The sequence below is a fragment of the Micromonospora sp. RTP1Z1 genome (assembly GCF_033804685.1).
Taxonomy (GTDB): domain Bacteria; phylum Actinomycetota; class Actinomycetes; order Mycobacteriales; family Micromonosporaceae; genus Micromonospora.
In genome coordinates, this window is sequence record NZ_JAPFQV010000017.1 from 35,922 (window position 1) to 48,531 (window position 12,610).

Annotated in this window: 15 protein-coding genes and 1 riboswitch; of the genes, 9 read left to right on the forward strand and 6 right to left on the reverse strand. The window is 73.2% G+C overall.

What is annotated here, in order from left to right:
* Window positions 1-77 precede the first annotated feature (77 nt).
* The 3 genes from SLP03_RS11455 to SLP03_RS11465 are packed head-to-tail and all read right to left on the reverse strand — an operon-like array spanning window position 78 to window position 3,561.
* A complete protein-coding gene (locus SLP03_RS11455; protein ID WP_319460533.1) occupies window positions 78-2,333 on the reverse strand; it encodes a heavy metal translocating P-type ATPase in 2,256 nt (751 codons plus the stop codon).
* 14 nt (window positions 2,334-2,347) lie between these two features.
* Window positions 2,348-3,316: a hypothetical protein gene (locus SLP03_RS11460; RefSeq protein ID WP_319460534.1), complete on the reverse strand. Its 969-nt coding sequence runs from the start codon at window positions 3,314-3,316 to the stop codon at window positions 2,348-2,350.
* 35 nt (window positions 3,317-3,351) lie between these two features.
* A complete protein-coding gene (locus SLP03_RS11465) occupies window positions 3,352-3,561 on the reverse strand; it encodes a copper ion binding protein (protein WP_319460535.1) in 210 nt (69 codons plus the stop codon).
* A 112-nt stretch (window positions 3,562-3,673) separates the two neighbouring features.
* On the opposite strand from SLP03_RS11465, the gene SLP03_RS11470 reads away from it, so the two are divergent.
* The 3 genes from SLP03_RS11470 to SLP03_RS11480 all read left to right on the forward strand — a co-directional run bounded on the left by SLP03_RS11470 (window position 3,674) and on the right by SLP03_RS11480 (window position 6,735).
* Window positions 3,674-3,973: a metal-sensitive transcriptional regulator gene (locus SLP03_RS11470; RefSeq protein ID WP_130331164.1), complete on the forward strand. Its 300-nt coding sequence runs from the start codon at window positions 3,674-3,676 to the stop codon at window positions 3,971-3,973.
* A gap of 118 nt (window positions 3,974-4,091) precedes the next feature.
* On the forward strand, window positions 4,092-5,423 hold the full coding sequence (locus SLP03_RS11475; protein WP_319460536.1) for a YibE/F family protein: 1,332 nt from the start codon (window positions 4,092-4,094) through the stop codon (window positions 5,421-5,423).
* A 154-nt stretch (window positions 5,424-5,577) separates the two neighbouring features.
* Window positions 5,578-5,709, forward strand: a riboswitch (cyclic di-AMP (ydaO/yuaA leader).
* 3 nt (window positions 5,710-5,712) lie between these two features.
* Window positions 5,713-6,735, forward strand: a complete 1,023-nt coding sequence (locus SLP03_RS11480; RefSeq protein WP_319460537.1) for a hypothetical protein — start codon at window positions 5,713-5,715, stop codon at window positions 6,733-6,735.
* Between the two features lie 78 nt (window positions 6,736-6,813).
* Here SLP03_RS11480 and SLP03_RS11485 read toward each other — a convergent pair whose 3' ends face one another.
* Complete coding sequence (locus tag SLP03_RS11485; RefSeq protein WP_319460582.1) at window positions 6,814-7,485, reverse strand: carbonic anhydrase; 672 nt, start codon at window positions 7,483-7,485, stop codon at window positions 6,814-6,816.
* A 228-nt stretch (window positions 7,486-7,713) separates the two neighbouring features.
* Here SLP03_RS11485 and SLP03_RS11490 point away from each other — a divergent pair, with 228 nt between their 5' ends.
* The 6 genes from SLP03_RS11490 (at window position 7,714) to SLP03_RS11515 (ending at window position 11,566) form a co-directional block, all read left to right on the forward strand.
* Window positions 7,714-8,043, forward strand: a complete 330-nt coding sequence (locus SLP03_RS11490) for a helix-turn-helix domain-containing protein (protein WP_319460538.1) — start codon at window positions 7,714-7,716, stop codon at window positions 8,041-8,043.
* 196 nt (window positions 8,044-8,239) lie between these two features.
* Window positions 8,240-8,674 (forward strand): hypothetical protein, encoded by a 435-nt coding sequence (locus SLP03_RS11495; RefSeq protein ID WP_319460539.1) that lies wholly within the window; start codon window positions 8,240-8,242, stop codon window positions 8,672-8,674.
* Window positions 8,675-8,853: 179 nt separating this feature from the next.
* Window positions 8,854-9,681 carry a hypothetical protein gene (locus SLP03_RS11500; RefSeq protein WP_319460540.1) on the forward strand — a complete coding sequence of 276 codons (828 nt, stop codon included), beginning with the start codon at window positions 8,854-8,856 and terminating at the stop codon, window positions 9,679-9,681.
* A gap of 61 nt (window positions 9,682-9,742) precedes the next feature.
* Window positions 9,743-10,084, forward strand: a complete 342-nt coding sequence (locus SLP03_RS11505) for a YkvA family protein (protein ID WP_319460541.1) — start codon at window positions 9,743-9,745, stop codon at window positions 10,082-10,084.
* 49 nt (window positions 10,085-10,133) lie between these two features.
* A complete protein-coding gene (locus tag SLP03_RS11510) occupies window positions 10,134-10,568 on the forward strand; it encodes a pyridoxamine 5'-phosphate oxidase family protein (protein WP_319460542.1) in 435 nt (144 codons plus the stop codon).
* Between the two features lie 332 nt (window positions 10,569-10,900).
* Window positions 10,901-11,566 carry a C39 family peptidase gene (locus tag SLP03_RS11515; RefSeq protein WP_319460583.1) on the forward strand — a complete coding sequence of 222 codons (666 nt, stop codon included), beginning with the start codon at window positions 10,901-10,903 and terminating at the stop codon, window positions 11,564-11,566.
* 84 nt (window positions 11,567-11,650) lie between these two features.
* Here SLP03_RS11515 and SLP03_RS11520 read toward each other — a convergent pair whose 3' ends face one another.
* Entirely contained in the window at window positions 11,651-11,977 is a 327-nt protein-coding gene (locus SLP03_RS11520) for a hypothetical protein (protein ID WP_319460543.1), read from the reverse strand.
* Between the two features lie 194 nt (window positions 11,978-12,171).
* Window positions 12,172-12,354 carry an antitoxin gene (locus SLP03_RS11525; RefSeq protein ID WP_319460544.1) on the reverse strand — a complete coding sequence of 61 codons (183 nt, stop codon included), beginning with the start codon at window positions 12,352-12,354 and terminating at the stop codon, window positions 12,172-12,174.
* Between the last annotated feature and the right edge of the window lie 256 nt (window positions 12,355-12,610).

Consider the following 12,610-nt stretch of genomic DNA (forward strand, 5'->3'; position numbering starts at 1 on the left):
CCCACGTCCGGTTGCTCAACCCTCCGTCACCAACGGCGCTGACCCGACGGTGAGGAAGTGAGCCCCCGGCGCCGGCATCAGCCGACCGGGCGGAAGCGGCGCAGCCGCAGGCTGTTGGCCACCACGAAGACCGAGGAGAAGGCCATCGCGGCCCCGGCGATCATCGGGTTGAGCAGGCCCGCGGCGGCCAGCGGCAGGGCGGCCACGTTGTAGGCGAAGGCCCAGAACAGGTTGCCCTTGATGATCCCGAGAGTCCGCCGGGAGAGCCGGATGGCGTCCACGGCGGCGGTCAGGTCACCCCGGACCAGGGTCAGGTCGGACGCCTCGATCGCCACGTCCGTGCCGGTCCCCATGGCCAGCCCCAGGTCGGCCTGGGCCAGCGCGGCGGCGTCGTTGATGCCGTCACCGACCATCGCCACCGTCCGCCCCTCGGCCTGGAGCCGCCGGACCACGTCCACCTTGTCGGCCGGCAGCACCTCGGCGATCACCTGGTCGATGCCGACCTCGGCGGCCACCGCCTTCGCGACCGTGGCGTTGTCCCCGGTCAGCAGCACCGGGGTGAGTCCCAGCCCGCGCAGCCGGGCGACCGCCGTCTGGCTGGTCGGCTTGACCACGTCGGCCACCGCGAGGACCCCACGGGCCCGACCGTCCCAGCCCGCGAGGACCGCCGTCCGTCCGGCGGCCTCCGCGTCGGTCACCGTCCGCACGACCTCCTCCGGTACGTCCAGACCCCGCTCCCGCAACAGCCGGAGCCGCCCGACCACCACCTCGCGGCCGTCGACCGACCCGGTCACGCCGAGCCCCTCGACGTTGCCGAACCGGGTCACCGTGGGCAGCGCCCCCGCCTCGGCGGCGCCGGCGGCGACGGCCCGGGCGATCGGGTGCTCGCTGGCGGCCTCCAGCGCCCCGGCCAGCCGGAGCAGCTCCTCGGCGTCCTGACCGGCGGCGGGGAGCACGTCGACCAGGGTCATCTTTCCGGTGGTGACGGTGCCGGTCTTGTCCAGCACCACGGTGTCCACCTGGCGGGTCGACTCCAGCACCTCCGGACCCTTGATCAGGATGCCGAGCTGGGCGCCGCGCCCGGTGCCGACCAGCAGCGCGGTCGGCGTCGCCAGGCCGAGGGCGCACGGGCAGGCGATGATCAGTACGGCCACCGCGGCGGTGAACGCGGCGGTCGTGCCCGCCCCGGTGCCGAGCCACCAGCCCAGCGTCCCGACGGCCAGGGCGATCACGATCGGCACGAACACCCCGGAGATCCGGTCGGCGAGCCGCTGCACGGCCGCCTTGCCGGTCTGCGCCGCCTCGACCAGCTTCGCCATCTGGGCGAGCTGGGTGTCCCCGCCGATCCGGGTGGCCCGGACGACCAGCCGGCCACCGGCGTTCACGGTCGCGCCGACCACGGTGTCGCCTGGTCGGACCTCGACCGGCACCGACTCGCCGGTGAGCATGCTGGCGTCGACCGCGGAGGCGCCCTCCTCGACGACACCGTCGGTGGCGATCTTCTCGCCGGGCCGGACCACGAACCGGTCCCCCACCGCGAGCTGTTCCACCGGGACGCGGATCTCCTGGCCGCCGCGGCGCACCACCACGTCCTTGGCACCCAGTTCCAGCAGGGCGCGCAGGGCGGCGCCGGCGGTCCGCTTGGCGCGGGCCTCGAAGTAGCGGCCGGCGAGGATGAAGACGGTCACCCCGGCCGCCGCCTCCAGATAGATGTTGCCGGCGCCGTCGGTGCGGGTGATGTCGAAGCGGAACGGGTGGGTCATCCCGGGCATGCCGGCGTCGCCGAGGAAGAGCGCCCAGAGCGACCAGCCGAACGCGGCCAGGGTGCCCAGCGAGACCAGGGTGTCCATGGTGGCGGCGCCGTGCCGCAGGTTGATGAGGGCGGCCCGGTGGAACGGCAGCCCGCCGTAGACCACGACCGGGGCGGCCAGGGTCAGCGACAGCCACTGCCAGTAGTCGAACTGCCAGGCCGGCACCATCGCGAGCAGGATCACCGGTACGGTCAGCGCCACCGACACCCACAGCCGGGTACGCAGTCCGCGCAGTTGGTCCACCGGCTCGCCGGCCGGCTCCGCCCCGCCCGGCTTCGGCGGGGGCGGCACGACGGCGGTGTAGCCGGTCTTCTCCACGGTGGCGATCAGGTCGGCGGGGGCGACCGCGTCGGCGTACCGGACGGTGGCCTTCTCGGTGGCGTAGTTGACCGTGGCCTCCACGCCGTCCATCCGGTTGAGCTTCTTCTCGATCCGGGCGGCACAGGACGCGCAGGTCATGCCGCCGATCGCCAGTTCGATCAGGTTCGGGGCGACCGGTAGGGACTTGGCGGTCGATGTCATCGCGGCACCTCCTGTCAATTGTGCCCGTGGCCGGGGGCGCCGTGCCCGGCGTCGGCGGTCGGGGAGGCCGGGGCGGCCGGCGCGGCCGTGGTCGCGGGGACGCCCGGGTCGCCGGCCACGACGGTGAACTCGGCGGTGTGCACGGCGCCGCCGTGCCGGAAGTCCAGGAAGAGGCGGTAGCTGCCGGCCGAGGGCACCTCGGCGAAGAAGGTCACCGCCGGCCCGGCCGCGGTGCGCCCGTCGCCGGGTGCGCCGTCCGGGTGGACGTGCAGGTACGCCAGGTCGCCCTGCCGCAGCGCCACCAGGTGCCCGTACGCCCCGAGGTAGGGCTGAAGGTCGGTGACCGGCTTCCCGTCCCGGCTGACGGTCAGGGTCAGCTGGGCGGTACGGCCGGGCTGCGGGGTGCCGGTGAGCGTGACGGTGTAGCCATCGACGGTGGCGCTGGTGGCCGGCGTCGGCAGCGGCCGCTCCTCAAGGGCGCCGGGGACGGTGACGTCGACCCCTAGGGTCAGCGGCTCCCCGCCGGTCGGGGTGAAGTCGGCGAACGCCCGCCAGACGCCGGGGCCGGCGAGCGGCGAGGCGACCCGCCAGGTGCCGTCGGCGGCCAGCTCCGGGTGGACGTGCCGGAAGCCGGAGAGGTCCCGGCGGGCGACGATCAGGTGCATCCGCTTGTCGTGCGCCACGTCGTAGCGGGTGACCGGCGCGCCGTCCGGGCCGGTGATCCGGAAGGCGAACTCCCCGGCGGGCTCGGTGACCGGTTGCATCGTGTAGCCGCGGTCGGAGACGAGCAGTCCGCCGGGCAGGTGGCTGGTGGGGGCGGCGCCGGTCGCGTGGTCACCGTCGGCGTGACCGGCGTTGGCGGCGTCGTGGCGGGTCGCGACGGCGGGGGTGTCAGGGCCGGCCACCTGGCCGACCCCGTACGCCGCGCCGAACACCGCCGCGAGGCCGAGGGCGAAGCCACTCAGCTTCGTCGCCGTGTTCATCGTGATACCTCGGTTCCTTAGGGTCCGCGGACCCGTCACGCCCCGACGAGGTCGTAGCCGGCCTCGTCCATGGCGGCGCGGACGGTGTCCGTGTCCAACGGGCTCTCGCTGGTGACGCTGACCCGGCCGGAGGCCAGGTCGACCTGGACGTCGCTGACGCCCGGGATCGCGCCGACCTCGGCGCTCACCGAGTTGACGCAGTGCCCGCAGGTCATGCCCTGCACCTGGTAGGTGGTGGTGACCATCGCAACTCCCCTTCCGCCGGTCCCATGCTATCTCGCATTACCGGTACCCCCTTGGGGTATCAGCAGATCAGCACCGTACCATACCCCCGAGGGGTACGCTATCCTGGGCGTCATGACCGCACCGACGACCCCGACCCGGGGCTACACCGCCAGCAAGGACCAGCTCCTCGCACGGCTCCGCCGCATCGAGGGCCAGGTCCGCGGCATCGAGAAGATGGTCGACGACGACCGCTACTGCATCGACGTGCTCACCCAGATCTCCGCCATCCAGGCCGCCCTCGACAAGGTGGCGCTCGGCCTGCTCGACGGCCACGCCCGGCACTGCATGCACGAGGGCGCCGCCGAGGGCCGGGCCGACGAGATGGCCAGCGAGATGATGGCCGCCGTCGGCCGGCTGATGAAGCGCGGCTGACTAGCATTCCCGACGACGGCCGCGGCGACCGCCGCGCCGCGGGCGCCCCCCGCCGGTCCGGTGAACCGACCGGCCCGGGGACACGTACTCCGCCGTGAGCATCGTTGGGAGACACACCATGGGCGCCGACCACAGCGGTCCCGCTCCGTCCGCCCCGCCGCGGGTACGACGGATCCTCGTCGGGACGGTGGTCCCGCTGTTCGTCCTCACCGTGCTCGCCGCCCTGGTGCTCTGGCCCCGGGACACCCCGGCACCGGACCGGGCCGCGGACGTGCCGCGGTACCACGGCACGGTGAGCCGGGTGGTGACCGAGCCGTGCCCGCCTGCGGCGGAGGTGCCGGAGGGCACCCCGGGCGGCTCGACCGGGCCCTGCGGCAGGGTCGGCGTCGCGGTCGAACAGGGCCCGGACGCCGGCCGCCAGGTGGAGACGCCGATCCCCGCCGGCCCCGGCGCGCCCACGGTCGAGGTCGGCGACCGGATCATCCTGGTGGAGTTGGTGGATCCGGCCGATCCCGCCACGAAGAGCTACAACATCGCCGAGCACCAGCGGGGCAAGCCGCTGATCTGGCTGGCGGCGCTCTTCGCCGTCGCCATCGTCGCATTCGGCCGCTGGCGGGGGCTGGCCGCGCTGGGCGGCCTGGCCGCGAGCTTCGCGATCCTGCTCGGCTTCGTGCTGCCGGGGATCGGCGCCGGCCAGCCGCCGCTGCTGGTGGCGATCGTCGGCTCGGCGCTGATCATGTTCGTGGTGCTGTACCTGACCCACGGGATCACCGCGCAGACCTCGGTGGCGGTCCTCGGCACCCTCGGCAGCCTGGTGCTGACCGGCATTCTCGGCACGCTCGCCACCGCGGCCACCCACCTGACCGGGTTCGGCAGCGAGGACGCCACCACCCTGTCGATGTTCCAGCACGACGTCGACCTGCACGGGCTGCTGCTGGCCGGCATCGTCATCGGCTCGCTGGGCGTGCTGGACGACGTGACGGTCACCCAGGCGGCCACCGTCACCGAACTGGCGCACGCGAACCCGGGGCTGTCCCGGTTGCAGCTGTACCGGGCGGCCACCCGGGTCGGCCGGGCGCACATCGCCTCCACGGTCAACACCATCGTGCTGGCGTACGCGGGCGCCTCGCTGCCGTTGCTGCTCCTGCTCGTCGCCGACTCGCGAGCGGTGAGCGAGATCCTCACCAGCGAGTTCATGGCGCAGGAGATCGTCCGCAGCGCGGTGGCCACGATCGGGCTGATCGCCGCCGTCCCCCTCACCACCGGTCTGGCCGCCCTGGTGACCACCGCCGGTCGGGGCGCGGCGGCGGGGTCCGCCGCGCCGGCGTCCCGTCCCCGCGCGGAACCCGCCGCCGCGCTTGCGGCGCTCAGCGCACGACGCACCGGCGCCGCACCGGGCGCCCCCGACGGCTGGGCCGGACCGGAAAGGAGCACGGACACCGCATGGTGAAACTGCGCAGCGTGACCGCCCGCGCCAAACGCGATGCTGGTCACGGAGCGGCACGCCGGATTACCACTTTTAGTCGGCTTCCGGACGTAGATCCTCGGGAGCACTCTCGGGTAACCTCGCTGCCGGTCACCGCCGAAGGCGCGCAGCGGCGCCTGCGGTACCGCCGCCCAATCGCCGCACGGCGAGCCGGGGAACCAGGTACATGGGGTGAATCCGCGCGAGCGGTAGGGGCCACTTCCGTCCCGAACCCGTCAGCTAACTCGGTCGGCGGTCGATGGAAGGGAACACTGTGACGGCACCTCTGCGCCGCTGGTTGACACCCGTGGTGGCCGTGCTCACCGCGTTCGCCATCGTCGTCGGCCCCGCCCCGGCGATCGCGGCGCCGACGACACCTCCCACCCCCTCGGGGCACGAGGAGGACGCCGAGAAGCCGCTCATCACCGACGCCATCGAGGCCGCCAACCGCAACTACGTCCAGGCGAAGACCAAGCTGGCGAAGTCGAAGCAACGCCAGCTCCAGCGCGCCGCGGAGGTACGCGGGGCGCAGAGCCAACTGGACGCCCTGCGCCCACAGGTGACCCAGATCGCGGCGCAGTCGTACCGGACCGGCCGGATCGGCGCGGTCGCCATGCTGCTGGAGAGCAACACCCCGGACTCGTTCGTCCGGCGGGCCGCCGCGCTCGACGAGCTGAACATGGTCAACGCGCAGAAACTCGCCGAGGTCAACACGATCAAGACCCGCGCCGAGCAGGCCAAGCTGGCGCTCGACGCCGAGGTGCGCGCGCAGCAGACGCTGACGAACGCGATGGCCCGGGAGAAGGTCGAGACGGAGAAGGCGCTCGCCCTGGTCGGCGGGAAGGGCTTCACTGGCGGTCTGGTCTCGGCCACCTCACCGGTCGCCCGGATCGGTCCCGGTCGCACCGCGGACGGGGACTGGAAGCCCGAGTCCTGCAGCGAGAACGACCCCACCACCTCCGGCTGCATCACGCCGCGCACACTGCACGCGTACAAGGAGGTCAAGCGGGCGGGCTTCAACCGCTTCGTCGGCTGTTACCGGTCCGGCGGGCCGTGGGAGCACCCGAAGGGCCGGGCCTGTGACTGGTCGTTGCAGAACAGCGGGTTCGCCCCCTGGCACAACAACGACACCCGGATGTACGGCAACAACGTCGCCGCCTTCCTGATCCGCAACGCGGACCAGCTCGGCATCTACTACGTGATCTGGAACCGGCAGATCTGGTTCCCGGCGACCGGCTGGAAGTCCTACAGCGGGCCCTCCAACCACACCGACCACGTGCACATGTCGCTGCTCTGACCGACGACGTACCCCGGCCGAGGGGCCGCCCCGCGACCCGCGGGGCGGCCCTTCGGCCGTTGTCGTGGGTGGTCGGGGTCAGCCGCCGACGGCGGCACGCGCGGCGCGGCCGGGCTGCGCGGGCGGCGGCAGAGTCACCGCACCCGCCGGGACCGTGGTCACCGTCCGCACCTGACCGGCGCTGAGCTGGTACGACATGCCGACCACCGCGCACCGCCCGGCGGCCACCTCGCTGGCCAGGACGGCGGAATTGGCCAGCAGCGCCTCGACGGTCTGCGCGATGTGGATGTCCACGATGCCGTCGATCTCCTCTACGCCCTGCGCCGCGGCCCGGCGCAGGCTGGGCACCACGGCGTCGATCAACGCGCCGAGGTGCCCGGCGGGGAGCCGGCCGGTGGTGACCGCCTCCCGGGCGGCCTGCACTGCGCCGCAGGAGTCGTGCCCGAGCACCAGCACCAACGGCGTGCCGAGCACCGTAACGGCGTACTCGACGCTGCCGAGCACCTCGGGACCGACCGTGTGGCCGGCGGTCCGGACCACGAAGAGGTCGCCCAGACCGCGATCGAAGATGATCTCCGCGGCGAGGCGGGAGTCGGAGCAGCCGACGATCACCGCGAAGGGGTGCTGACCGTCGGCGACCGCCGCGCGGTGGCCGGCGTCCTGGTTGGGGTGGCGCGGAACGCCGGTGACGAAACGTCGGTTTCCGGCGTTCAGCTCGACGAGCGCCTGCTCGGGAGTGGTCGGGGTCAATTCCCTCACCTCGTCCTCGCGCGGAACGACCTGGTCAGCCGGGCCGGCGGCGCAGGCCGCCTCGCCACCAACCGTCACACGCAGCCAAAGATACGTCAAGATTTACGTGATACGGATTTCATACATTGAGCGAGACTTGACCACGGGACCGGCGCGCCACCGCTGCCGGGACGGCCCGACGCCGCCCCGGCGAGGGCAGGGCCGGAAACGCGAACGAAGGGCCATACGATGACGCACATGGCGACGACAGCAGGCCAGAACGGGAGCAGCCGGAACTGGACGTTTCTCACCAACCACGGGCACGTGCTGCTGGCCATCGCGCGCAACCCCACCGCCCGGCTGCGCGACGTCGCCGACGAGGTGGGGGTGACCGAGCGGGCCGCACAGGCCATCGTGGCCGACCTCGAGGCGGGCGGCTACCTGAGCCGCACCCGGGTGGGGCGGCGCAACGAGTACACGGTCAACCCGAGCGGCCACTTCCGACACCCAGCCGAGGCCGACCAGCAGGTCGGCGCCCTGCTCGCCCTCTTCGCCGCCGAACCCGCCACCGGCTCCTGACCCCGGCCGCCGCAACGGCGTTCTCGACGGGCGCGGCGAGCCCGATGTGGAGAGTCGGACGAGCGGCTGACCTGGCTGACCGAGGACGAGATGGCCTGGGGTGAGGGTGGGGACGTCAGCGCATCCGTGGGACGGGTCACCTCGACCGGGAGATCGTCGAGATGCATGAGACGGACCTGACCGATAGGTTGAGGTGATGCTGCCCGTAGCGTTCGCCCCGCACCTCTGGGCCGCGACGCTGCGCACCCTGCGGGAGCTGACCCGTCTGGCGGTGACGGCCCTGGTGCTCGTCGTCGGGCTCGGCGGCACGACCGCCGGCCCCGCCTTCGCGGAGCTGCCCCGGCCGGTTGGGGAGTCCGGTCGGCCGGCCGCGTTCTGGGTCTCCCCGGCTTCCGTCGCCCTGGCGTCCGCCGATCAGCGGCCCGGCTCCGCCGCCGAGCGGGTCACCGTCGCCCTGAGCGGGGTCACCGCCGCCGAGCGGGTGACCGGCACGCCGAGCGGGCGCCCGGCCGGGGCCCGCTCCGAGTCGGTCCGGTGCACGTCCGCCACCCGGCCGGTCGCCGCGGCCGGCCCGGCCTGCGCCGACCCCGGCCGGGACGCCGTCGGCCGGCGCGGTCCCCCGCGCATCTGATCCGGCCGGCCGCCACCGCGCGGGCCCGCCGATTCCCCGCCGCGCCGCGAACCCCGCCGACCCGACCGGGTACGTCCCGCGGATCGTTCCGCGCCACCGTCGCGCCGCGTTTGCACACCCTCCGCCCGTCGTCAGGGCCACGACCGTCCGATCCAACCGTTCCACCAGAGGTGCTGGTAATGCAGACCGTCTTCTCCACCGTCCTGCCGGACGTTCCCCAGGCCGCCGGGATCTGGCTGGCCCTGCTCGCCGTGGCGACGATCGCCGTCGCCGCGCTGATCGTGCGCCCGGACCGTTTCCGGTCGGTGTTGGGCGACCGGATCAGCGAGGCCGCGATGCCGAGCAGCTTCGAGCTGGCCGAGGAGGCTCGCGAACGGGCCCGCTACGCGCAGGAGGTTGGGGTGGCCGCGAAGGGCGCGGCGGCCACCGCCGGGCGGCGACGCGCCGGGTGGCTGGCCGCCCAGGAGGAGGCCGAGGAGGCGTGGCGGGCGTACGAGGTGGCGGAGGAGGACGTCCGCCGGTTGGCGGCCGCCGCCGCGCTGCCGCTGCCGCGTACCGCCCGGACGCCCGCCGAGTACGTGGACCGGGAGCGCTGGCTGCACCGGGCGGCGCTCGACGGCCAGTGGCGGCAGGAGATCACGGTGGAGCAGCTCAGCGACATCCTGGGCCACCGCGGCTGGGACCCGAGCCGGCACCCGGTGGAGCAGGAGCTGCTGCTGAAGCGGCTGGTCCGGGAGAACCTGCTCACCGGGCAGCGGGCCGCCCGGGAGCGGGAGCAGGCCGCCTGGCGGGCCGCCGAGCTGGCGGCCGCCTCCGCCCGCAGCCTCCGCGACGAGGCGTACACGGCGACCGGCCGGGCACCCGAGGTGCAGTCGTTGCTCTCCACCATGGACCTGAGCGGTGCGATCACCACCCGGGAGTCCGCGCCGGTGGCCCGGGCGGCGGCGGAGACCACCCGGGAGACCGCGACCGTGGCCCGCGGTCGGGCGGCCGCGGCGGCGTACTGACGCCGGCGGCGACCCGGCCGGGCCGCTCGCGGGGTTGGTCGGACTGGGTTAGCGTGACCTGGTGTCCCGCCAGATGTGGATCCTGGTCGTGCTCGTCGCCATCGTCGCGCTGGCGACGCTGGTCGGGGCCGTGCTGCTCGCCGTCCGGCTGGTGCGTGCCCGCCGGCTGCTCGGCGCGCTAGGGGCCGGCGGCAAGGTCGCCTTCTACGGCGCGCTGATCTACACGATCCTCCCGGTCGACGTGCTCCCCGATCCGATCTACCTGGACGACATGGGCGTCCTGGCCGGCGCCCTGATCTACCTCACCCGGCTGGCCCACAAGCATCGAGCGGCGCAGCGGCGGCTGCCCGGTCAGCCGGAGTCTCCACCGGAACAAGGCCGGCTCCGTCGTCCCGTGTCATGATCGGGATTGGGCCGGCGGCCGGTCCGGACGGGCAGACAGGGGACGGGACATGGCGGGCGACCACCGGTTGGACCCGCAGGACGAACGGGTCGGCGCGTTCTTCCGGGAGCGGCACCTCGCCACGCTGACCACCCTGCGCGCGGACGGCACCCCGCACGTCGTACCGGTCGGGGTCACCTTCGACGCGGACGCCGGGCTGGCCCGGGTGATCACCTCGGGGACCTCGGCCAAGGCCCGGCACGTGGCGGCGGCCGGCCCGGACGGCGTTCCGGTGGCGGTCTGCCAGGTCGACGGGCGGTGGTGGCTGACCGTGGAGGGTCGGGCGGTGCTCCGCCGCGACGCGGCATCCGTGGCCGAGGCCGAGCGCCGGTACGCCGAGCGGTACCGGCAGCCGCGTCCCAACCCGGAGCGGGTGGTCATCGAGATCGCGGTGACCCGCCTGCTGGGCAGCCTTCCCGCCGCCGACCGGCCCGCCAGCGCCTGATCAGCTGATCGCCTGTTCGGGCATGTACCCCCCACGGGCAGGTGTGCGGCGAGCGACATGACTGTCAGTCATAAATATGCCGGTCAGGTATACCGCTCATCAGGCACACACGCATCGGGGGCGCTGCACCCCGGCGCGACAATTTCGCCTGAATGTCCGGTTCTCTGAGGACCAGCGTCACATCGCCGGCGGAATCGTGGCCGGGCCCCGGTCGTTACATCCTCCGTGTGACCGAGCAGCACCGGCCCACCGATTCCCCAGACAAGCAGAGCGCCACTCCGGTGCTGTGTCTCCGTACCCCGGAGGTGCCAACCCCCGAATGGAGCTTCGAGATGAACACGATCTTCCGTAACAGCATGCTCTCCGCCGCCGGTCTGATCATGTCCGGTGGTGTCATCGCCGGTCCCGCCGTGGCCGCGCAGGCCGCCCCGGCGCAGGCCAAGCCGGTCACCTCGGTAACCGTCGACAAGGGCAACGGCAAGGGCGCCGCCGACAAGGGCGAGCGCCGCGCCGGCTACGAGTACGAGGCGCAGCCGAACTACTTCTACTGCGGCCCGGCGTCGACCCGGATCGCGCTCTCGGCCGAGGGCAAGGCGGTCAGCCAGGACGAGCTGGCCAAGAAGCTCGGCACGACCGAGAACGGCACCGACTCGGCCATCGACATCACCCGGGTGCTCAACGAGTACACCGGCGGCAAGTACAAGACCACCGAGATCCGGGACGACGTGGCCACCAAGGAGCAGGTGGAGCGGCTGCGGGCCGATGTGAAGGCCGCGGTCGACCAGGATCGTCCGGTGGTGGCCAACATCCTCGGCGGCGCGCTCGACGTCGACGGGGTGGAGCACAACTACCCCGGCCACTACCTGAACGTGGTGGAGTACAAGGACGACGGCAACACCGTGATGATCGCCGACCCGGCCAACCCGGGCGAGCCGGAGTACTGGATGGACGTGACCGAGCTGGCCAACTGGATCGCGGGCCGCGGTTACAGCTCCTGATCCACGAGCACACGACCGAGGGCCGGTCTCCCCGAAGCGGGAGACCGGCCCTTCGTCGTGGTCAGGACCGAGTTGTGGGACCCGTCACCCCTCCGGCACGATCCGCTCGGCCGACGGTCGGGGACAGCCCGTCCAGCTCGTCCGCCAGGGACGCAGCTCCTCCACCCGGCGGGCGGAGAACGCCTTGGCCACCAGGCGGCGCGGCCGTGTGTGGTCCGGCGGGTCCATGGCCAGGATCCCGGTCTCCTGCTGCTGCCAGGTGGCAAGCCACGCCGGCTCGCCGTACGGCAGCTGGGCCCGGGTGAGCGGCTGCTCGCGGCGCAGGCGCGCGTAGCGCGGATCCAGGTCGAGTCGTTCGGGGGCGCTGAACGGATAGCGCTGCGGGATGGTTGCCTCGGAGGTGTCGATCACCGGTTGGCTCGCTCTCGTCCGCGGCACCGCCGGGCGGTGCGGGTCGACTCCGCGGGACTCGACGTTGAGTCATGCCCCGATTGCGGATCGTGGCGGGATCGGTCGATCCAGACCAGAGGCCGGCCCGGATTTCCGGCGGCGGAGACGCCGCTCCCGGGCCACCGGCGGTGCGGCGACCCGGGAGCGCGGCGACGTCAGCGGTCGCTGTCGCCCTGGCCGGTCCGCTGCTGCGCCATGTCGACGCCCTTGTCGATCTGCTCGTCGTACCTGCCGCCGGTGCGCTGGTCGGCCGTGTCGCCGGCTTTCTCCAACCCCTGGTCGACCTGCTTGTCGTGCTGGTCGGCGAAGTCCTTGGCCTTATCCATGAAGTCACTCATCTGCGGATCTCCCTTGTTGCCTTGATGCCTTCCCTCGGGCCGGGGGCGCAAACGCACCCGGACACCGTCCGTGCCCCGGTCCGGCGGGGGACCGTGGGATCTCCCGCCGGAGGGGACCCACCATGCCGCCGGGGCTGCTCTTCACTTCGGACCTGCGGCGGCGTACCACGTGGACGATCGTCATCGACGACGGCGCCGGCTCGGTACCCGGCGTGGCCGCCGGCGGGCGGTCCGGGTTGGGGTGTCGGATCCGTGC